The sequence below is a fragment of the Vibrio ishigakensis genome, assembly GCF_024347675.1.
Lineage (GTDB): Bacteria > Pseudomonadota > Gammaproteobacteria > Enterobacterales > Vibrionaceae > Vibrio > Vibrio ishigakensis.
Genome location: NZ_AP024881.1, coordinates 37,755 through 57,255, shown reverse-complemented (window position 1 = coordinate 57,255; position 19,501 = coordinate 37,755). Strand labels below are relative to the sequence as shown.

The 19,501-nt window shown below is 47.5% G+C and carries 21 protein-coding genes; 5 read left to right on the top strand and 16 right to left on the bottom strand.

The window, feature by feature from the left end; genetic code table 11:
- The 5 genes from Pcarn_RS00275 to Pcarn_RS00255 form a co-directional block, all read right to left on the bottom strand.
- Positions 1-978: an ABC transporter permease gene (locus Pcarn_RS00275; protein WP_261834424.1), complete on the bottom strand. Its 978-nt coding sequence runs from the start codon at positions 976-978 to the stop codon at positions 1-3.
- Positions 979-1,164: 186 nt separating this feature from the next.
- Complete coding sequence (locus Pcarn_RS00270; RefSeq protein ID WP_261834423.1) at positions 1,165-2,724, bottom strand: ABC transporter substrate-binding protein; 1,560 nt, start codon at positions 2,722-2,724, stop codon at positions 1,165-1,167.
- A gap of 84 nt (positions 2,725-2,808) precedes the next feature.
- Positions 2,809-4,536, bottom strand: a complete 1,728-nt coding sequence (locus Pcarn_RS00265) for a dipeptide ABC transporter ATP-binding protein (protein WP_261834422.1) — start codon at positions 4,534-4,536, stop codon at positions 2,809-2,811.
- 564 nt (positions 4,537-5,100) lie between these two features.
- The gene (locus tag Pcarn_RS00260; RefSeq protein ID WP_261834421.1) at positions 5,101-5,331 is read right to left on the bottom strand and encodes a YecH family metal-binding protein; all 231 of its coding nucleotides are present in this window, start codon (positions 5,329-5,331) and stop codon (positions 5,101-5,103) included.
- Between the two features lie 83 nt (positions 5,332-5,414).
- Positions 5,415-5,780 carry a DUF4145 domain-containing protein gene (locus Pcarn_RS00255; RefSeq protein WP_261834420.1) on the bottom strand — a complete coding sequence of 122 codons (366 nt, stop codon included), beginning with the start codon at positions 5,778-5,780 and terminating at the stop codon, positions 5,415-5,417.
- A gap of 326 nt (positions 5,781-6,106) precedes the next feature.
- Here Pcarn_RS00255 and Pcarn_RS00250 point away from each other — a divergent pair, with 326 nt between their 5' ends.
- Entirely contained in the window at positions 6,107-6,448 is a 342-nt protein-coding gene (locus Pcarn_RS00250; RefSeq protein ID WP_261834419.1) for a DUF2500 domain-containing protein, read from the top strand.
- On the opposite strand, the gene Pcarn_RS00245 is transcribed toward Pcarn_RS00250, so the two are convergent.
- The 6 genes from Pcarn_RS00245 to rhtB form a co-directional block, all read right to left on the bottom strand.
- Complete coding sequence (locus Pcarn_RS00245) at positions 6,445-7,458, bottom strand: acyltransferase (protein WP_261834418.1); 1,014 nt, start codon at positions 7,456-7,458, stop codon at positions 6,445-6,447. The genes Pcarn_RS00250 and Pcarn_RS00245 overlap by 4 nt on opposite strands.
- A 99-nt stretch (positions 7,459-7,557) precedes the next feature.
- Positions 7,558-8,763, bottom strand: a complete 1,206-nt coding sequence (arsJ, locus tag Pcarn_RS00240; RefSeq protein ID WP_261834417.1) for an organoarsenical effux MFS transporter ArsJ — start codon at positions 8,761-8,763, stop codon at positions 7,558-7,560.
- 56 nt (positions 8,764-8,819) lie between these two features.
- Positions 8,820-9,314, bottom strand: coding sequence for a phosphatase domain-containing putative toxin (locus Pcarn_RS00235; protein WP_261834416.1), 495 nt, complete (start codon positions 9,312-9,314; stop codon positions 8,820-8,822).
- A gap of 33 nt (positions 9,315-9,347) precedes the next feature.
- The gene (locus Pcarn_RS00230; RefSeq protein WP_261834415.1) at positions 9,348-10,355 is read right to left on the bottom strand and encodes an ArsJ-associated glyceraldehyde-3-phosphate dehydrogenase; all 1,008 of its coding nucleotides are present in this window, start codon (positions 10,353-10,355) and stop codon (positions 9,348-9,350) included.
- Positions 10,356-10,378: 23 nt separating this feature from the next.
- Complete coding sequence (locus Pcarn_RS00225) at positions 10,379-10,714, bottom strand: metalloregulator ArsR/SmtB family transcription factor (RefSeq protein ID WP_261834414.1); 336 nt, start codon at positions 10,712-10,714, stop codon at positions 10,379-10,381.
- Positions 10,715-10,828: 114 nt separating this feature from the next.
- Positions 10,829-11,446, bottom strand: coding sequence for a homoserine/homoserine lactone efflux protein (gene rhtB, locus Pcarn_RS00220; RefSeq protein WP_261834413.1), 618 nt, complete (start codon positions 11,444-11,446; stop codon positions 10,829-10,831).
- A 59-nt stretch (positions 11,447-11,505) separates the two neighbouring features.
- Between rhtB and Pcarn_RS00215 the strand changes: the two genes are divergently transcribed.
- The 4 genes from Pcarn_RS00215 (at position 11,506) to Pcarn_RS00200 (ending at position 15,073) form a co-directional block, all read left to right on the top strand.
- Positions 11,506-12,483 (top strand): alpha/beta fold hydrolase, encoded by a 978-nt coding sequence (locus tag Pcarn_RS00215; protein ID WP_261834412.1) that lies wholly within the window; start codon positions 11,506-11,508, stop codon positions 12,481-12,483.
- A 137-nt stretch (positions 12,484-12,620) separates the two neighbouring features.
- The gene (locus Pcarn_RS00210; RefSeq protein WP_261834411.1) at positions 12,621-13,448 is read left to right on the top strand and encodes a Cof-type HAD-IIB family hydrolase; all 828 of its coding nucleotides are present in this window, start codon (positions 12,621-12,623) and stop codon (positions 13,446-13,448) included.
- A 34-nt stretch (positions 13,449-13,482) separates the two neighbouring features.
- Positions 13,483-14,505: a COG3650 family protein gene (locus Pcarn_RS00205; RefSeq protein ID WP_261834410.1), complete on the top strand. Its 1,023-nt coding sequence runs from the start codon at positions 13,483-13,485 to the stop codon at positions 14,503-14,505.
- A gap of 1 nt (position 14,506) precedes the next feature.
- Positions 14,507-15,073, top strand: coding sequence for a tRNA-uridine aminocarboxypropyltransferase (locus Pcarn_RS00200; RefSeq protein WP_261834409.1), 567 nt, complete (start codon positions 14,507-14,509; stop codon positions 15,071-15,073).
- Here Pcarn_RS00200 and yigB read toward each other — a convergent pair.
- Genes yigB through lysA form a run of 5 tightly spaced genes read right to left on the bottom strand, consistent with a single transcriptional unit; the run spans position 15,065 to position 19,492 of the window.
- The gene (gene yigB / locus Pcarn_RS00195; RefSeq protein WP_261834408.1) at positions 15,065-15,781 is read right to left on the bottom strand and encodes a 5-amino-6-(5-phospho-D-ribitylamino)uracil phosphatase YigB; all 717 of its coding nucleotides are present in this window, start codon (positions 15,779-15,781) and stop codon (positions 15,065-15,067) included. The two genes, Pcarn_RS00200 and yigB, sit on opposite strands and share 9 nt — an antisense overlap.
- Positions 15,781-16,701, bottom strand: coding sequence for a tyrosine recombinase XerC (gene xerC, locus Pcarn_RS00190; protein WP_261834407.1), 921 nt, complete (start codon positions 16,699-16,701; stop codon positions 15,781-15,783). The genes yigB and xerC overlap by 1 nt, the downstream gene beginning before the upstream one ends.
- On the bottom strand, positions 16,682-17,389 hold the full coding sequence (locus tag Pcarn_RS00185; protein ID WP_261834406.1) for a DUF484 family protein: 708 nt from the start codon (positions 17,387-17,389) through the stop codon (positions 16,682-16,684). The genes xerC and Pcarn_RS00185 overlap by 20 nt, the downstream gene beginning before the upstream one ends.
- A gap of 9 nt (positions 17,390-17,398) precedes the next feature.
- Positions 17,399-18,229, bottom strand: a complete 831-nt coding sequence (dapF, locus tag Pcarn_RS00180) for a diaminopimelate epimerase (RefSeq protein ID WP_261834405.1) — start codon at positions 18,227-18,229, stop codon at positions 17,399-17,401.
- Between the two features lie 9 nt (positions 18,230-18,238).
- A complete protein-coding gene (gene lysA / locus Pcarn_RS00175) occupies positions 18,239-19,492 on the bottom strand; it encodes a diaminopimelate decarboxylase (RefSeq protein WP_261834404.1) in 1,254 nt (417 codons plus the stop codon).
- Between the last annotated feature and the right edge of the window lie 9 nt (positions 19,493-19,501).

Here is a 19,501-nt window from a genome sequence, read left to right as displayed (position 1 = left end):
TTATGCTCCTTTGCCAGTTAGGTTAACGGTTGGGTTGATCAATCCGTACAACAGGTCAACGATGGTGTTGGTTACCACGAAGATAAGACCTACGAAGATTACATACGCTGTGATTAATGGGGTATCTACACGGTTGATTGCCTCAAGGAACAAGAAGCCCATGCCTGGCCACTGGAATACGGTCTCAGTCAATATGGTGTATGCCACCATAGTACCTATCTGTACACCACCTACGGTCAGTACAGGAAGCATGGTGTTCTTCAGCGCGTGCTGATAGTGGATCTTCTTAAGTGGTAGGCCTTTCGCCTTGCCGAACTTAATGTACTCAGAACCTAGCACCTCAAGCATCTCTGCACGTACTAGACGGATAAACAGAGGTAGCATGATAGAGGCCAGTGATACACAAGGAAGTATCAGATGCTTTAGACCATCTACGGTGAAGAAGCCTGATTCCCAGCCCAATAGGCTTGAGGTCTCGCCACGCCCATAGGAAGGTAGCCAACCTAATGTGATAGAGAAGATGTACATCAACATGATCGCGGTCAGGAATACCGGTATCGAGATACCTATCGAACTCATCGCCATCACGAATTTAGTAAATATGCTTTTCGGGTTAATTGCCGAATAGACGCCTAGCGGGATCGATAGCACTATGATGATCACAGTCGCACCGAACACTAGCTCCAGTGTCGGGATCAACTTATCTAAGATCACCTCTGCCGCTGGACGTTTGAAGAAGTATGAGTTGCCTAAATCACCCTGCACTGCAGCGGAAATAAAGCGAGTATATTTGGTAATGAACGGGTCGTTTAATCCCATTTCATCACGAAGTGCTTGTCGCTCAGCGTCAGAAACAGACTGACCAACCAGTTCACGCAAAGGATCCCCAAGGTTATCTTGGATAGCAAACGCCACCAAACTGATCACAAACATCACTACCAGTGCCTGATACAGGCGCTTGACTAGAAACGAAAACATTCCTTTGCCCCTTTATCCAATCTAATAAAGTTTTCAGTCTCAAAAATGGCACCCAACCCGACTGAAAAAAGGTTAGGCACCGAAAGTGGCACTGACACCAAGGGCGCAGGCCTTATTTATTTAATCTAGATTTAGCTAGATGGTGAGTGCGCACCCTGTGCGCACTCTAAGACACATGACTGCCTCTTACTTCTCGTTAACCACTAGGTCGCCGAAGTATGGGAAGTTCATTGCGTTTACGATAGGAGCGATATCAACGTTAGATTTCGCGCCCCACGCTAGGTTTTGCCAGTGCAGAGGAACGTAAGCAGCATCATCGTATAGCGTCTTCTCTACTTGCTGTAGCATTGCAGAGCGTTTCGCTGGATCTGTCTCAACGTTTGCTTCTTCAACTAGCTTGTCTAGCTCTGGGTTAGAGTAGTGACCACAGTTGTACTGACCTTTACCTGTCTCTTCGTTACGAGTCATAGTTAGGAATTCAGAGAAGTTCGCTGAATCTTCAGTATCTGCGTGCCAACCGATCATTAGCATATCTGCCGCACACTTATCGAACTCAGGCCAGTATTGCGCTTTAGGCATAGTCTTCAGATCAACCTTGATGCCGATCTTAGCTAGCATAGCTGCCGCCGCTTGAGCGATTTTCGCATCGTTCACATAACGGTTGTTTGGCGCCATCATGCTTAGAGTAAAGCCATCCTCGTAACCCGCTTCCTTCATCAGCTCTTTCGCTTTCTTCAGGTCGTAGCGTGGCACTAGGTCCGCGTCATAACCAGCGTAGCCTTCAGGGCCTTGCTGACCAGCTGTTGTAGCGAAGCCTTTCATGATCTTCTTCGCGATACCGTCGTTGTTGATCGCATACACGATAGCCTGACGAACACGAACATCTTTAAGTGCTTCGTTGCTGTTCTGGTTCATTTGGAACGAGATCAGACGAGTACCAGGTAAAGTTACTAGGTCAACGCCAGATGCAGACTTAACACGCTGATGGTCGTTTGGAGCAACAGGTGCAATCATGTCTACGCCGCCAGATAGAAGTGCAGCAACACGAGTCGCGTCTTCTTTGATTGGCACTAGAGTTAGGTTATCAACGTTACCTTTAGACTCAGTGTCCCAGTAACCGTCAAAGCGCTTGAAATCAACCTTAACGCCCTGCTCACGAGCAGTAACGATGAATGGACCAGTACCTGAAACGTGCGTAGATGCGAAAGAGTTACCGTGCTTAACTAGCTCAGCCTTGTCTTTACCATCTTCAGTTTTACCTGTGTAGAACTTGCTATCCATTGGGAAGATGTAAGTTGCAGTTTGCAGTACTAGAGGGAAAGCGCCCTTAGATACAAGGTCTACAGTGTAGTCGTCTACTTTTACAATCTTTTCAAACGGGTTAAAGATTGCTTTGAAGTCTGGAGAGTCTTTCAAACGGTTGAAAGTCCAAACAACATCGTCAGCAGTCATGGTGTTGCCAGAGTGGAATTTAACGCCTTGGCGCAGTGTGAAACGCATAGTTGTGTCGTTAACACGCTCCCACTTAGTTGCCAAGCGAGGCTCAAACGAAAGGTCCTGCTTGTAACGTACCAATGGATCAAAAACCATGTGAGATAGTTGAAGCGTACCGCCCGATAGCTGCTCATGTGGATCTAGAGATACTGGGTCAGCATCGTAAGCAACTTTGATGTCGGCAGCGGCAGCGCCAAAAGTAAGGCCAGCGGCTGCAAGCGCTACAGCCAGTTTGGTCTTAATGGTTTTCATTGCATATCTCCTTCATGCGGGATGGAATCCCTATGTTGTGTTTGCTAAGTTTTTGCTCAAAGAGCTGTTGGCTCAGATTCCTATCTAAGCCGATACTGGTAATTCCTCTGTGCCTTCGCGTAAACCTTTAAACTCAGGCATCAGTGAAATTAGATGTTTGCTGTAGTCGTGCTGAGGTGCTTTAAATAGTTGTTCTGTAGGTGCTACCTCTAGCAGGGTACCCATCTGCATTACGCCGATGCGGTCACACATCTGACGGATTACAGGAAGATCATGACTGATAAACAGCATGGTCAGATTCAGCTCATCTTGAAGGTCTTTCAACAGGTTCAGAATCTGAGCCTGCACCGAAACGTCCAGTGCAGAAGTTGGCTCGTCACAGATAAGTAGACGAGGACGAGTTGCCAAAGCGCGCGCGATAGAGATACGCTGGCGCTGACCACCCGAGAACTCATGAGGGTATTTCACCGCCGCCATACGACCTAGACCAACGTGGTCTAGCAGGTCATTAACGATCTGACGGGTTTCACTCTCATTTCGAGTCAGTTTATGGAAGCGAATCGGCTCAGCGATGATATCCATGATCTTCATACGCGGGTTCATCGACGTATAAGGGTTCTGGAATACCATCTGCATCTGGCGACGCAACGGACGACGCTCTTTTTCGCTCTTAAGACTAGTTAGGTCGATACCCTCGAAGGTCACCTTGCCTGAGTTTGGTGCGTAAAGGCCGGCAATCACACGTGCAATCGTAGACTTACCTGAGCCTGACTCACCCACTAGGCCGAAGGTCTCACCCTCGAATACCTCGAAGCTAACGTTGTTTGAAGCCTGAACATATTCACGGCGGCTTTCAAACAGAGAATCCTTGGTTACAAAGCGCAGGTTAACGTTCTCAACGTTAAGTAGCGGACCTGTGTAATCCCTATGGTCTTGACTTTGACCAAGCCAGTGACTCTTAACATCCAATGGCTCCATCTCTGTCGCCTCTTCGATGTAGCTCACCAGAGGGAAGCGATCGAGCTTCTTGTCCGAGCGAGGTACAGCCGATATCAGGCTACGAGTATAGGCGTGGTCTGGGTCACCCAGAACCTTGCTTGTTGGGCCGAACTCTACCAAGTCACCACGGTACATAACCGCAACGCGGTCAGTAACGTTCGATACCACACCCATGTCGTGGGTAACCAACATACAACCTACGTTCTGCTGGATACACAGCTCACGAATCAGGTTCAGGATCTGGTCCTGAATCGATACGTCTAGAGCCGTTGTTGGCTCATCGGCGATGATAAGATCAGGCTCACCCGCTAGGGCAATCGCAATAACCACACGCTGACGCATACCACCAGAGAACTGGTGTGGGTACTGCTTCAAGCGGTTTTCTGGCTGTGGGATACCTACCTTGTTCATCAGATCCAATGCACGCTGATATGCCTCTTCATCAGAGACCTTCATGTTTGCGTGGATGGTTTCTTTCAGCTGATGTTCAACGGTGAACAACGGGTTTAGGGAGGTCATAGGGTCTTGGAAGATAAACCCTATCTTTGAACCGCGCACTTGGCGCATGCTTTCTGGAGATAGACCCGAGATCTTCTCTCCATCTAGGAATACTTCGCCACCAGCAATAACACCTGGAGGGCTAAGAAGGTCGATAACAGCATTACCAACAGTTGACTTACCGGCACCGGATTCGCCAACAACGCCGACGATTTCGCCGCGTTCTATGTTAAAAGAAAGAGATTTTACTGCTGCGTGCACACCGTGACGCGACGGATACTCTATACGAAGATTTTTGACTTCTAATAATGACATTACCAGACCTCTACTGCGGGACAGTTTTCTGCCTTGTCTGCAAATTGAATCCATTCCAATGGCGTGACCGATTTACGATTCAGTCTGCGCTCTTTTGAGAGCGTCTTCGCCCGTAACACAATACAAATATTTTGTGTTCGAGCCACAATCTGGCAAAAAAGTCACATAAAAGCAACAATCGAAGCATAAAAATTGGCTTTTTGGCGCAACAAAAGTTCTAAAAATGCATAAATCAATAAGTTAAATGCATGAATAGACGCATATTTAGGCGCAAAAAATTGACCTACGTCATTAGACAGAGAATAAATAACGCACTTTCAATAACTTACATGAAGACACATCAAGAATCTTATTCACTTCATGCAATTAGAAGATTCGACTATAAGCATTAGTGCTAAAACATTGAGGACATTAACAATACTTTCACAAGGTGATATATGACATGAATAGAAGATCAACGGCATATGCGACCACTATCACCGAACTATGTTCTGATTATTAAATCAAGGTCGGCAGATACTAAAAAGGCTCCCCGAAGGGAGCCTTAAAAATAGCATTTCTAGATTAGTGAGAGCACACGTTTACTTCATTAATGCGCATCACCTCACCCGCTACGACTACCTTTTGACGCTCTAGAAAGAACTGAATCATAGCGTCAAAATCGAACCCTTCACGGCTACAAGTGCGAAACTCAACACCCTCGCCAAACTCAGCGATTGCCCACTGATGAAGTTCAGATTTAGTCATAGGTTGAACACGAAGTTGGTTCAATAGTTTGTGTGCGTGTACGGTCATTTTCGGCTCCTACTTTTTTGCCTAACTGTACTCTATCTTTGCCAACTCAGCTTGTTTTAAATCAAGCAAATAAAATATATCTTTTAGAAATGAACGCTAAACTCAGCCCAGTTAGCGTAATAGAAGGCAGCAGCAGCCAACGTAAGCAGTGTCATAAGAGCGATAGCCACGCCCCAAATGAAACGACCACTGCGCGGAGTCAGTTCCTTCTCACACTCATTGCACACCTGATTAAAGTGTCTACGGTCATCTAACTTGAAGCCGTCCTCATGCAACATCTTATTGCGCACAGTCGCAATATAACGAAGCTTAGCGATAACATCGTGAGGCAAGCGTTCTTCGCTGCTTGAGATGAGTTGATGCAGTCCACGCCCATTGGCATGGAATTGAGTACGCAACAGGCCTTCTAGCCGACGCGTGCGTGTAACTACTTGATCTATATCGGACATATCCTTACTCCCGTCCAAATAACCACTGTTGCTTCTTTCCGTAGAAGCCCAACGGGTTGTGCGCTAATTTACAGCAAATGCTTGCTCGAGATTGTTGATTCTGTTTTTTTTCGAGCACCCGCTTAACTTCTTTTAGCTTAGCAAGTTTGTGCGCTCTTTACTCGTTTGACACTAGGTTGAAAGCTGAGGTTCACCCTAGATCTGTGAAGCTATCGTCAATTTTAATCGGCTTTTAGCGCACAGATCACGCAATGCGATGATTCGATAACCATTTCACTTATTGAAGAGTAAACTTCGAGCCAATTTCACGATAAAGGGAACACCATATGCCACTCTATCTCATTGTTATTGTTGTCGCCTTGGTCGTTGTTGCCGCCCTACTATTTCGCTTCAGTTTCACCCGCCACGTTCAAGGCGAAGGAGCAGAGACTAAAACGGCTTCGGTAACCATTATTGATAAGCAGGCGGTCGATATCCCAGACACTCTACCGGGACAAGAAGATAGAGAATATTGGATCTATGTACAAAAAGGGATGCTTGGCCCCAAGCGTGAGTTCAAAGTCGGTATTCACTATTTTGAAGCCCTAAAGCCCGGCAACAAAGGAGAACTCACCTACAAGGGAGATGAGTTCATGCACTTTGCTCTGAAGCGTAATCAAAAGGTCTAAGGCAGTAACCAAGCCGTTTTATTTGAGCGAGATAATAGCCAACTAGTACCCAGAGACAGGGCGCCACTGATCACTATCCATAGTGGAATCACCCACGCTGGGTGCCCTTGATACCAACCAAATTCCTTCATCGGCCACAAGAAGATCGGGTGCAGAATATAGATACCCAAACTGTGCTTACTGATAAAGCCCACCACCTTATCAGCACCTGCCGACAGGCTCTCGCCATAATAGCGACACACCATAAACACCATACTCGCCGCTGCTACGGTATTGATGGTTTTGTAAGAAAGCCAGCGACCAAAGGTATATTTCCCAGCCTCCATACTCATGTGCACCACCTGATAGATGGTTGCGCCAAAAGCGATCAGGCCAAGCAACACAAAGATGGAAACACTGGTGCGATTAAGGGGTACCTTCTGATACAGGATATAGCCAAGCGGCAGCAAGCCACTGTAAAGCCACATCTGCCCGCTCCAGATACCGTCGATACGGAATAAGAACAGACAAGTGGTTAATAGCCACAATGCGGTTAATGCGTACAAGGCTCGATCGTCATAGCGACGCACAAACACCTGCAGGAATGGAATCACAAAATAGAGCGGAATGAAGTAATAGAAGAAGCCAAGGTGGTAGTAGGTCGCCTTGTCTAAGCTCTGGGTCAGCACCTCAGTGGCATGCTCGCCGTCAAAGCCATGAGCAGTCCAGCCAGAGAAATACGCATAGAACAGGGACCAGATAACGAAGGGAACTAGCACCTTACCCAAGCGTCGTCTTATATAGTACTTAAGGTCGAATGGCCGCTTATCGCTGAGCATCAAGGCACCGGTGATCAAAATAAACACAACCACAGCCCAACGACTGACACTGTTTACACTGATAGCGGTAAACCATTCATTGAAAGGGATATCACCGAATTGATTTCGATACGGAGCCAGCACATGTATCGCGATAACCGCTACCGCAGCCACACAGCGTGCCAGATCGAAAAACTTAACCCGAGTCCTCATTTACCCCTATCCTTTTGAATCGACTAACTATTTATCATAGCAACAAAAAAAGCCGATATATGCAACCGGCTTTTGTTTTGTCTGTTTCTTAACAAAGGATTAAGCGGCTTTTGGCAGCTTAATCGAGATAATCGTCGTCAGAAGCAAGAAGGCGAAGGAGACCCATAAACACGCAGCAAGGCCTGCCACTTGGAAGATCCAGCCTGAGAGTACGGTACCGATGAGGCGACCCATGGCGTTTGCCATATAGTAGAAACCGACATCCATAGACACACCATCACCCTTAGCGTAGCTCACGATAAGGTATGAGTGCAGCGATGAGTTCACCGCAAAGATGGCACCAAAGATAAGCAGACCAACCACGATAACCAGTTCAGGTTGCCACTCTATCTGCACGCCGTAAGCGATCGCACCAGTAACAACGGTCAATAGACCTGCCCAGATAAGTGCCGCTCGACCATCCGGCACCTTGCCTTCAGCTTTACCCGTTATACGAGGCGCAATGCCTTGCACAAAACCGTAAGCAATTACCCAGATAGCGAGAAAGCCACCCACCATAGAGTGATTCCAGCCGAACACTGAGCCTAGATAAATAGGCAGAGCAACTACGAACCATACATCACGAGCACCAAATAGGAACATACGCGCGGCTGATAGGATATTGATGCTGCCAGATTTAGAGAAGATATGCTTAAACTTCGGCTTACTCTTCGCCTTGCCCATATCGCTCTCAAGCCACACTAGGCTGCCGATAAGTACTACAAACAGCACAGATGCCATCGCCATTACCGCACCTTGGAAGCCAAATACTGTCAGTAGTAAGCCACCTAGGAAGAAACCCGCACCCTTAAGGGCGTTCTTCGAACCGGTCAGGATAGCCACCCACTTGTACAGAGCACCTTGGCGATCATCTGGTACTAGTGTCTTAATCGCACTCTTGGCACTCATCTTGTTTAGGTCTTTGGCAATACCTGACATGGCCTGCGCCGCCATCACCCAAGGTATAGTTAGCCAGCTTGCTGGGACTGCGAGCATAGCCAAGGCAAAGATCTGCATTCCCAAGCCAATATTCATGGTTCGGTTCAGACCCAAGCGAGCACCTAGCCAACCACCAACTAGGTTAGTGATAACACCAAAGATTTCATAAAACAGAAACAGCGAGGCGATAGCCAAACTGCTGTAACCCAGGTCATAAAAGTACAACACCACCAACATGCGCAATGCACCATCAGTTAGGGTGAAATTCCAATAGTTGAAGGTGACCAACATGTATTGGCGGACACTTTTATCTAAGGTCGATAACATACTTCTTGTTCCAAAAAATAATGCCTCCGAGCGGGAGGCATTGGAGAGTTTGACGATTACTTAGCAGCTAGCTGCTGTACGTATTCGACTTGCACTGGCTTTTGGAAAGCGCCTGGGCGCAGAGCCTGTACTTCAGAGATGATTTTTTCTAGTGGCCAATCCAACTCTAGAAGCAGGTTAGCCGCTAGAAGACCAGTACGACCTGAACCGCCCATGCAGTGCATTGCAATCTTGCCACCTTCAGCAACAATCTTATGAAGCTCTGGGCTAGCAGCAGACCATTGACCAGCGAACTCTTCAGCTGGGGCGCAGTCATCTTCGATTGGAAGGTGGAACCACTGCATGCCTTGAGCTTGAACCTGCTCACCAAGGTCAGCTACGTTCTTGCTTGCCATCTCTTCAGCATTGATAGCTGTCACTACAGCCACAACGCCTTGCTCCTTTAGCTGAGCAACAGACTCAGCCAAACCAAGATCTTTAGTACCTGGGCATGGAGTTAGAACCAGTGCCGCATCGTTATCGATTTTTAGTTCCCAAGTAGGATGTGTCATTTGTAAAATTCTCTTTATTTAATCGGGATAGGCTTATTTGTCAGCTAGGCCAACGGTACGAACTAGCTCAGCGGTGCGGGTTGCGTAACCCATCTCGTTGTCATACCAAGCATAGATCTTCACCATACGAGTGCCTACAACCATAGTTGATTGCGCATCAACGATAGTAGAACGCTGGTCGCCTTTATAATCGATTGATACTAGTGGACGCTCTTCAAAGCCAAGGATGCCTTTCAGCTCGTTCTCAGACGCTTCTTTAAGAAGTGCATTAACCTCTTCAGCAGTAGTGTCACGCTTAACGTCGAAGATAATGTCGGTTAGGGAAGCATTCGCTAGAGGAACACGTACTGCATGACCGTTGATCTTACCTTTTAGCTCAGGGAAGATCTCAACGATAGCCGTTGCTGAGCCAGTCGTTGTTGGGATCAGGCTCATACCACATGCACGTGCACGACGAAGGTCTTTGTGTGGTGCATCTAGAATGGTTTGAGTATTAGTTAGATCATGAATAGTGGTGAAAGACGACTGCTCGATACCTAGTTTCTCATGGATAACCTTAACTACAGGAGCGATACAGTTGGTAGTACAAGACGCTGCAGTAACAATTTTATGCAGTTCAGGTTGGAAGATTTCGTCGTTAACACCCACTACGATGTTAGCAATGCCTTCTTCTTTAACTGGCGCAGATACCACAACGCGCTTAACGCCTTGCTCTAGGTATTTGTTTAGGAAAGAAGTCTTGCGATGCACACCCGTTGCTTCGATTACTACGTCACAGCCAGACCAATCAACTGCATCGATCTCTCTTTCTTGTGTGGTTTTGATGGTCTTGCCATCGATCAGCATATCAGAACCGTTTGCTGCCACTTCGTGATGCCAGCGACCTTGTACTGAATCGAACTCAAGAAGGTGAGCTAGGGTCTTAGTGTCGCCCGCTACGTCGTTGATCTGTACGAACTCAACCTCAGGCCAGTCGAAAGAAGCGCGAAGTGCTAAACGTCCGATACGGCCAAAGCCATTAATACCAATCTTAATAGTCATGTTCTTTACTCTCTATTGAGTTATTAGTTACAGGCGTTTTGCTCTGTGTTTACTAGTCTTTGTATGTCTTGCAAGTATTCTTCTCGCAAGCAGTTTGAATTCTTTAGGCCTTCGATGATGGCTTTGGCCCATCCAGGGATCTCTGAGGAAATATGGTAGAACACCCATTGACCTCTGCGCTCATCGATCAAGATGCCGGATTGTCTTAGCTGAGCAAGATGACGAGACACCTTAGGCTGGCTCTCTTGTAGAGACTGAGTCAGGTCACACACGCACATCTCTCCCTGACGAGCGATCATCAGCAAGCAACGGAAACGGGTTTCGTCCGACAACAGCTTAAAAAATTGATTTGGTAACATCTCGGCTCCAGATAACAACATATGGATATGCGCATATATTAGTTAAAAAAAAGACATCGGCAAGTTTTTACCTACCGATGTCACAAAAGTTTCATATTCGATTGAATGTCAGTTCTACGCCTTGGCTGAAGCTAATAGCAAGCCACACCCCACAAACATAGAGCCAAACATCTTATTTAGCTTGCCCACCACTGAGTTCGAACGCACGTATTTTCCCATCTGCGCCGCTAAGCCGGTATAACCTACCATCACGATGCCATCGATCACTATGGTAGTAACACCTAAGATAAGTAGCTGTGGCAACTGAGGTGCGCTCGGATTCAAGAATTGGGGAAACAACGCCACCAAAAAGACGATAGATTTGGGGTTAGTCAGGTTGATAAACACCGCCTGCTTTAGCAGCTTAGTGCGAGAAATATCAACGGCACCTTGGTTTAGAGCAAAGCCACTGCTGTCGCGCCATTTTTGAATACCGAGCCAGATGAGATACACCACACCGACCCACTTCAGCACCGTAAAAGCAGTGGCTGATTTAGCCACGATAGCGCCAAGGCCGGCACCTACAAGAACAATATGAAACGCCAAACCCAGTTGAAGGCCTAGAATTGCAGAAAGAGAATTACGCATCCCATAATTGATGCCGTTGGAGATAGAGTTCACCGTACCTGAACCCGGCGCCAGACTAAAAATGATTGCCGTGGCCACATAGGCCAACCAAATTTTCAACTCCATATTACTTCCTAAATTCAGGGGTGGTATCCTGTTTGTAACTTGAACAGGAACGAATTGCAATGTCTATCAACGCCGCCGAATCTTGCACCCAAGAAGCCGACTTTGAGTATCAGATAAAGTATCCCATCGCGAAGTTCTGGAAGAACCGCGAACAAGGGTTTTCCCTTGGTAAAGACCACAACAAACTATACTGGGTCAGCCTAACCTCTCCCGCTCACGACAAGGCCATCCTTATGGTCAATGGTCGTACCGAGAGTGTGTGGCGCTATCAAGAATTGTTTTTCGATCTATTCAAACAGGGATTCGACATCTACTCCTTTGACCATAGAGGTCAAGGGATGTCAGACAGACTGCTCAATGACCCACATATGGGACATGTAGAAAACTTCGATGACTATATCGATGATATGGACTTGATCGTTAAGCAGTTTAATTTCAATCGCTACAGTCGACGCTTTATCTTGGCTCATTCTATGGGTGGCGCGATCTCCACTCGCTATATCCAAACCCATGCCTCACATCCTTTCCACGCGATTGCGGTAAGTGCGCCTATGTACGACATCAAGATGCCGACACCACTGCGCGCTATTGCCAAGCCTCTGTGCAAAAAGCTCACCCAGTGGCGCAATCAACCGCACTATGCAATAGGCCAATCTAGCTATGAGAGAACCCCGTTTGAGGATAACCCTTTAAGCCACTGCCAAACTCGCTTCGAATGGTCGGCCGACCTGTTTGATAATATGAGTGAGATCCAGATGGGCGGTCCAACCTCACAATGGGTGTATCAGGCGATAAAAGGGGCAGAAAAGTGTGTTCGCAATGCCGAGAAGGTGAATATCCCGCTACTGCTCATCCAGCCTAGCCTAGATACTGTGGTTGAAAACCGAGCTCAAAATCAGTTTATCGCTAACCTCAGTAAGCACCGTCAAGACGCTATCCTACTGCCTATTCCAGATGCAAAGCATGAGGTTTTGGTAGAGCGAGACGAACAGCGCAACCAAGCCCTAGATGCTATATTTGGGTTCTTCGACCAGTAAATAAGGAAAAGAGGAAAGGCAAATTTACCCTCTTTCTTTCCTCTTTCTTCACGTAATATCCATCTTGGTTAGATAATCTTGTCTAATCAATCTGGCTCATTCGAGCCGTTTATGCTTTTGAAAATAAGAGAAAAGGTATGACCCAAGACGCTAACGCTATCGAACAAATCTCCATTGTCGCATCGGACCTAGATGGCACTCTACTGGCCCCCGACCACCAGCTATCGGAATACACCAAGCAGACATTGAAGAAACTGCATGAGCAGGGTTATACCTTTATTTTCGCCACCGGTCGTAACCATATCGACGTGGCGTATATCCGTGAAACTGCCGGTATTCCAGCCTATATGATCACCTCTAATGGTGCTCGTGTACACGACCAGCAAGACAAGCTGATGCACAGTGAAAACGTTGAGCCATCGCTAGTTCAAGGTATCGTGGATGTAATCCGCAAAGACCCACAGATCATGATTCATATCTACCAAGATGACCTTTGGTGGGTTAACCAGACCGATGACAAAATCCTGTCTTTTAGCGAACGTTCTGGTTTCAAATTCCAGCTATTCAATCAAGACAATGCACCTTCGACCGATATCGCTAAGCTTTTCTTTACCCACGAAAGCCATGAGCACCTAGTGACCTTTGAAGAAGAATTGAATGAGAAGTTTGGTGATCAGCTAAACGTTGCTTTCTCCACGCCTTGGTGTCTTGAGGTAATGGCAGGTTCAGTATCGAAAGGCCACGCCCTTGAAGTGGTAGCCGAGAGCCTTGGCAAGAAACTAGAAAACTGTATCGCTTTCGGTGATGGCATGAACGACGTTGAGATGCTAACGGCTGCTGCAATCGGCAATGTTATGGGCACCTCACACCCACGCGTGAAAGCTGCGTTGCCAAACAACCCTGTTATTGGTAGCAACGAAGATGACGCAGTTGCTCACTATCTGGAGCAACACCTGTTAGACTAATCCTCTCAGGATTATTGTTCTCGGCAGGTAGACTATGAAAATTCAGTTCAGGGCGACCAAAACTTGGGTTGCCCTCTCTTCAAGCTTAATACTGTTTGGTTGCAGCCAGACTCCAACCCCACCTGCCGAAACCGACACCACCTCTGCGGATAACCAAGCTCTGGTTATCGATGACTCAGCACCTGCACGCATCCTGCTCAAAGGGCAGATGATATGGGGTCATGAGGTCAGAACCCTGCAACCCTGTGGTAGTGAGAACGCATTCTGGGTTCAGCTTCCAGAAGCATTCAAACAGCCCGTTTCCAATCTAACTAGTGAGCCTTACCAGCCAATGTATGCTGAGGTATTTGGCTACCTAGAACCAACAGCGGCTGGCTTTGCAGAGCAGTACCCAGCTCAATTCGTGGTGACAGAAGTAAACATGGTTACCGCAGAGAACCCAAATCGTTGTGAACAATCTACTCGTCCTGACCGCGCCTTTGGTAATGAGCCGTTCTGGAATGCAACCTACGATGAACAAAAGGTTACCTTTACCCAGATGGGTCAAGAAGCTCAGGAATTTACAGTTAAAGAGCTTGAGCAAGACCTTACTCAAACCCGCGTTGACTATAACTCTGGTTCACTCACGATCGATAAACAGATCTGCCGTGACACAATGAGCGATAGCCTATATGGCACCTCTTCTTCGGTTGAGGTAAATGGAAAGGCCTTCAAGGGTTGCAGTACGCTCAGCAATCAAGCCGACCAAGAACTGTTTGGCTCTTACGCTCAAACCCAAGATGATGGCACCACCATCACCTTAACTCTAAAGCCTGACCACACCTCAGAGACTCGTTACAGCTACGCGGATGGCTCAAACGATGTCACCGAAAATGGTTACTGGCAGCCACTAACCAATGGCAAGATTGAAGCGACCAATGTGAGCTACCAAGGCCAAAAGCTTATTGCCACCCGAGAATTTGAGCTTGAAGGTAACCAACTCAGTACCCAAAACGAAACCATCAACGGCAATGAGTATCCACTTACAGGCAAAGGCCTAGTGCTAGACAAGCAATAGTATGAGCTGTGAGAGATGTGGCTTCATCCACAACTGTGTGTGTGAAGCTAAGCCCTTGGTAGAAAGCCCGTTTGAATTGGTACTGCTCTATCACCCCAATGAACTGAGGCGTGCTACTAACACCGGAAAACTACTTGCGAGCTGCCTTACTCAGGTTTCTCAATATGAGTGGAGCAGAACAGCGCCACCTGTTGAGTTACTCGAGCGCATCAAACAGCATGATAATGCTAGGCTTCTGTTTCCATCTGAAAACAGCGCTCCGCTAGAAGGCGCTCTCTCTACCAATAGCTTATATATTGTGTTGGATGCTACCTGGCAGGAAGCAAAGAAGATGCTCAATAAAAGCCCTTGGTTACAAGAGCTTGCTCAGGTTCATTTGGATAGTGCTTCTGACTCGAACTACTCGCTGAGACGCAATCAAGAGGCAGGCAACCTGTGCACCTTTGAGGTTGGAAGTGCCATATTAGCTGTACATGAAGAAACAAGCAGCGCCGACAAGCTCAATCGCTTTTTCCAGCACTATCTAAAGGTCTTTCAGGCTGACAGAAGCGGACACACACTAAATTAGTTTAAGCAGGTGAGGGATATAGGATATCTCGACGTCAGGCAATACAGATGGCTTATCCGCTGTAGTTAGAGTTCGGGGTTTGTCGTTAAACCATGCAGCCTGAAAACCCGCTCGCTTTGCACCTGACACATCACTGATCAAGTGGTCACCTACATGCAAAATATGTTCAGGATCTAAGTCTAGAAAGTCGCTCGCTTTCTGGAAAAGGTCTTTGGATGGCTTAGCTTTGCCATTTGGCCCCGCCTTTAACACCAACTGGAAATATTTGGCGATACCTATCTTCTCAAGGTCGACGTTGCCATTGGTTATAGCCACCAGCGGAATAATTTTACTGAGCTGCTTCAAGGTTTCGATAGAGCTTTCTGGTACCTCAAACTCATTGCGCAGTAGATAGACCTGATGCATGGTGTCGGACACAGCCTCTGCTATCTCTTCTTCAGCAACGCCTATGGATTGGAACACCAGAGACAACTGTTTCTCGCGCGCTTTAGTCACATCGTGTTTTAGATCAGGATGGCTATTTATAGCCTTTCGCTTGAACGCCATCCAATCAGTGGCTTCAAATCTATCTAGCTCAGGAAAGCGTGTCACCAGCCATGACCTCAGCTCACGCTCGAGGTTTCTAATAACCGGATGGTTATCATAGAGGGTGTCATCAAGGTCGAATGTCATCGCCTTAATAGGCGAAAGTCCACGATAGAAGCGCACTAGTCCTCCGATTTCTTCTTCGCCCTAGGATGGGCATTGTCATACACCTGTGCTAGATGTTGAAAATCCAAATGAGTATAAACCTGAGTAGTAGACAAGCTCTCGTGCCCGAGCATCTCTTGCACCGCTCTTAGGTTGCCGCTGGACTCTAGAATATGTGTCGCAAATGAGTGCCTCAGCTTGTGGGGAGTAACATGGCTAGAAACCCCCTGTTTGATACCCCACTCGGCCATACGCTTTTGTACGTTGCGATGAGAAATTCGTTTACCTAGTTTAGAGATAAACAGTGCTGGCTCTTCATATTTGAGCAGATCTGGTCGTACTCGGCACCAATGCTCCACCCAGACTCTGGCCTCACCGCTAAAGGGAACGATACGCTCCTTGTTACCCTTACCTATGACTCGGATCTCTCCGCGCCCATTAGAGATGTGGTCAACATCCAGCGACACTATCTCCGACAGACGCATTCCGGTGCCATACATCAACTCCATCATGGCGCGATCACGAATAGCCAAGGGATCATCCATGTCTATCTCGAGAAGTTGATTGGTTTGGTCTACATCGAGGTTTTTAGGAAGACGCTTGTGTGCTCGGGGTGAGCTTACCCCTTTAGCTGGATTTGCTTTGATAACACCTTTTAGCACTAAGAAATCAAAAAAGCTGCGCAAACAAGAAAGACGTGTAGCTAAACTGTTGGGTTTTAGACCCTCACGAGCCCCTTTCGCCGCTATCTGGCGTACCCATGCCGTGTCCACCTTCTGCCATTCAGTAACACCTAGAGCGCTAAGTTGCCCAGCGATAATAGTCAATTGTCTATGATAGTTGGCCTGGGTATGCTCGCTCACCCCTCGCTCATTCTTAAGATGCGCGATAAATGCTTCTAGGCGATCAGATAGAGAATCAGGTACAGGATTCTGCATGTAACGTCTGAACGGTTTGCCATGGAAGTTGGCAGATCTGATGAGCGGTTACCATCGCCAGATGTCCCAAATATAGGGTGTCTTGGCTTGGTTCGAAATGACCGCCATCTTCGCTATAGAAGCTGAGGAATCCCTCAAGCTCTGGATGCTCGAAAGAGATGATCACAAACGAACCTAGGTCAAAGTTAGCTGCCTTATCACCGAATAGTAGTTCGCGGTCACTGCGCTTAAGTCTACCCAGGTAAACACCACGCTCACCAAGGTGCTGACTCTTGAAACGCTGCCAGTTTTCCTTGCTTACGGTTACAGCGGAGTTTTGGTGGTCTTGAATACCTAAATCAGCTTTAAGCTTGAGTTGCTCAGCGCTGTACTCCAAAACACTCAGTACCTGCTCACCACAACGGGCAAACAACATACGTTTTTCAGCTTGGATGAAGTGTCGCAGAGTGCGGTCGTTGTTGCTAATCAGATTGAGTAGCTTCTGTTGCTCACCTTGAACCGAATGCAGCTGCTCACGCTGACGTTGCAGTTTGATCTCTACCAAAGAGACAGAGCCCTTCTCTTCATGAGAAAGAGTAAGGGCATCAAGAAGGTCTTCGCGTCCCACAAAGAAATCTGGGTTGTCACGCAAGAACTCCTCTACTGAGTGAGAGGAGATCTGTGGAATGGCTTTTTCAACCGTTTGCAAATTCTATCCCTAGCAGCTGATCTGTCCGTCGAATACATGGGTTGCTGAACCCGTCATAAACAGAGGTTTACCCTCTCCCTGCCAATCAATGCGTAGCTTACCACCCGGCAGAGATACCTCTACAGAAGAGTCTAGAAGACCCTGCTGAATACCGACAGCCACTGCGGCACATGCGCCTGTGCCACACGCCTGAGTTTCACCTGCACCACGCTCATAAACACGAAGGTTAATCTTGTCGCGACTCAGCACCTGCATAAAGCCCGCATTCACACGTTCTGGGAAACGTTCATGAGATTCAAGCAAAGGACCAATCTCTTCCACATTTGCGGTTGCTACATCATCAACCACAGTCACAACATGTGGATTGCCCATGCTCACCGAGCCGCAGAACAGAGTGTGATGACCGGCACGAAGAATATAGGTCTTCTCCGCTTGTTTAGCTTTGAACGGGATCTTGTTTGGCTCAAATTCAGGGACACCCATGTTAACCATCACTTGGTCTTCGCCCTCAAGCTTGAGCAAGATTTTGCCCTTCTTGGTGCTTACACGGATGCTGTATTTGTTGGTCAAACCCTTCATGGTTACGAAGCGCGCAAAGCAACGAGCGCCGTTACCACACTGCTCTACCTCTGAGCCATCTGCGTTGAAGATACGATAATGAAAGTCGGTTTCTGGGTCATACGGCGCTTCCACAACCAATAGCTGGTCGAAGCCCACGCCTGTATGACGACCCGCCAAACGGCGGATCAATTCTGGAGAAAAGAAGATGTTCTGGGTAATGCAATCAACCACCATAAAGTCGTTGCCAAGCCCATGCATCTTAGAAAAGTGGAAATGCATTCTGTTTACTTACTCCGGAAGAATACTCTCAAGCTGCCACAAACTCTCAATGCTCTCGCGTTGACGCACTAGATGAACCTTATCGCCATCAACCATCACCTCAGCTACACGCGGACGTGAGTTGTAGTTTGACGACATAGTAAAGCCATAAGCACCCGCACTGCGAACCGCTAGCAGGTCTTCTTGCTCAAGCACTAGGCTACGGTCTTTACCCAGGAAGTCACCCGTTTCACAGATAGGGCCAACCATGTCATAGGTGTGCGCTTCGCCCTCTCGAGGAATTACAGGCACTATGTCCTGCCATGCTTGATAAAGCGCTGGACGCATTAGGTCATTCATAGCTGCATCGATGATGGCAAAGTTCTTATGTTCTGTGTGCTTCAAGAACTCAACTTTTGTTAGCAGGATACCTGCGTTGGCTGCGATAGCACGGCCCGGCTCAAAGATAAGCTCAAGGTCAGGGTGATTGTGCAGACGCGCTAGCAGTGCTTTTGCATAGTCTGATGGACCCGGTGGCAGTTCATCACGATAAACAACGCCAAGGCCACCACCTACGTCTAGGTGCTTGATGTTCACACCCTCGGCACGAAGCTGGTCGATAAGGCCTAGCAGACGGTCAACCGCATCAATAAAAGGTTCAATCTCGGTAAGCTGAGAGCCGATGTGGCAATCGATACCAACAACATCTAGGTTAGGTAGCTCTTGAGCGACCTGATACACGCGAGACGCTTGGTCAAAGGCAATACCAAACTTGTTATCACGTAGGCCGGTAGAGATGTATGGGTGAGTCTTAGCATCCACATCTGGGTTGATACGCAGAGAAATCGGCGCCTTAACACCCATCTCACTCGCAACCTGGTTGATACGCTCAAGCTCAGGCTCAGACTCTACGTTGAAACACTTGATGTTCAACTCTAGTGCACGCTGGATCTCATCCGCAGTTTTACCTACACCAGAGAACACCACTTTAGACGGATCGCCACCTGCAGCAACAACGCGCTCAAGTTCACCACGAGAAACGATATCAAAGCCAGAGCCCAAACGAGCAAGGGCGTTTAGAACACCAATATTTGAGTTTGCTTTAACGGCATAACAAACAAGATGAGGGAAATCCCCAACAGATTGATCGAACGCTTTCCAGTGGCGCTCTAGCGTGGCACGTGAATAGACGTATGTTGGGGTTCCAAACTGCTCCGCAACCTGTGACAGCGAGACATCTTCAGCCCACAGCTGCCCATCATCCTTATAGTTGAAATAATCCAAGACTTAATC

Coding starts and splice junctions, on each gene's coding strand:
- Pcarn_RS00225 (WP_261834414.1), bottom strand. CDS start 10,714: ATGTTACCAAATCAATTTTTTAAGCTGTTGTCGGACGAAACCCGTTTC.
- Pcarn_RS00205 (WP_261834410.1), top strand. CDS start 13,483: ATGAAAATTCAGTTCAGGGCGACCAAAACTTGGGTTGCCCTCTCTTCA.
- Pcarn_RS00245 (WP_261834418.1), bottom strand. CDS start 7,458: ATGAGGACTCGGGTTAAGTTTTTCGATCTGGCACGCTGTGTGGCTGCG.
- Pcarn_RS00200 (WP_261834409.1), top strand. CDS start 14,507: ATGAGCTGTGAGAGATGTGGCTTCATCCACAACTGTGTGTGTGAAGCT.
- Pcarn_RS00255 (WP_261834420.1), bottom strand. CDS start 5,780: ATGTCCGATATAGATCAAGTAGTTACACGCACGCGTCGGCTAGAAGGC.
- Pcarn_RS00250 (WP_261834419.1), top strand. CDS start 6,107: ATGCCACTCTATCTCATTGTTATTGTTGTCGCCTTGGTCGTTGTTGCC.
- xerC (WP_261834407.1), bottom strand. CDS start 16,701: ATGCAGAATCCTGTACCTGATTCTCTATCTGATCGCCTAGAAGCATTT.
- Pcarn_RS00215 (WP_261834412.1), top strand. CDS start 11,506: ATGTCTATCAACGCCGCCGAATCTTGCACCCAAGAAGCCGACTTTGAG.
- Pcarn_RS00210 (WP_261834411.1), top strand. CDS start 12,621: ATGACCCAAGACGCTAACGCTATCGAACAAATCTCCATTGTCGCATCG.
- Pcarn_RS00270 (WP_261834423.1), bottom strand. CDS start 2,724: ATGAAAACCATTAAGACCAAACTGGCTGTAGCGCTTGCAGCCGCTGGC.
- Pcarn_RS00230 (WP_261834415.1), bottom strand. CDS start 10,355: ATGACTATTAAGATTGGTATTAATGGCTTTGGCCGTATCGGACGTTTA.
- Pcarn_RS00265 (WP_261834422.1), bottom strand. CDS start 4,536: ATGTCATTATTAGAAGTCAAAAATCTTCGTATAGAGTATCCGTCGCGT.
- arsJ (WP_261834417.1), bottom strand. CDS start 8,763: ATGTTATCGACCTTAGATAAAAGTGTCCGCCAATACATGTTGGTCACC.
- dapF (WP_261834405.1), bottom strand. CDS start 18,229: ATGCATTTCCACTTTTCTAAGATGCATGGGCTTGGCAACGACTTTATG.
- Pcarn_RS00235 (WP_261834416.1), bottom strand. CDS start 9,314: ATGACACATCCTACTTGGGAACTAAAAATCGATAACGATGCGGCACTG.
- rhtB (WP_261834413.1), bottom strand. CDS start 11,446: ATGGAGTTGAAAATTTGGTTGGCCTATGTGGCCACGGCAATCATTTTT.
- Pcarn_RS00260 (WP_261834421.1), bottom strand. CDS start 5,331: ATGACCGTACACGCACACAAACTATTGAACCAACTTCGTGTTCAACCT.
- Pcarn_RS00275 (WP_261834424.1), bottom strand. CDS start 978: ATGTTTTCGTTTCTAGTCAAGCGCCTGTATCAGGCACTGGTAGTGATG.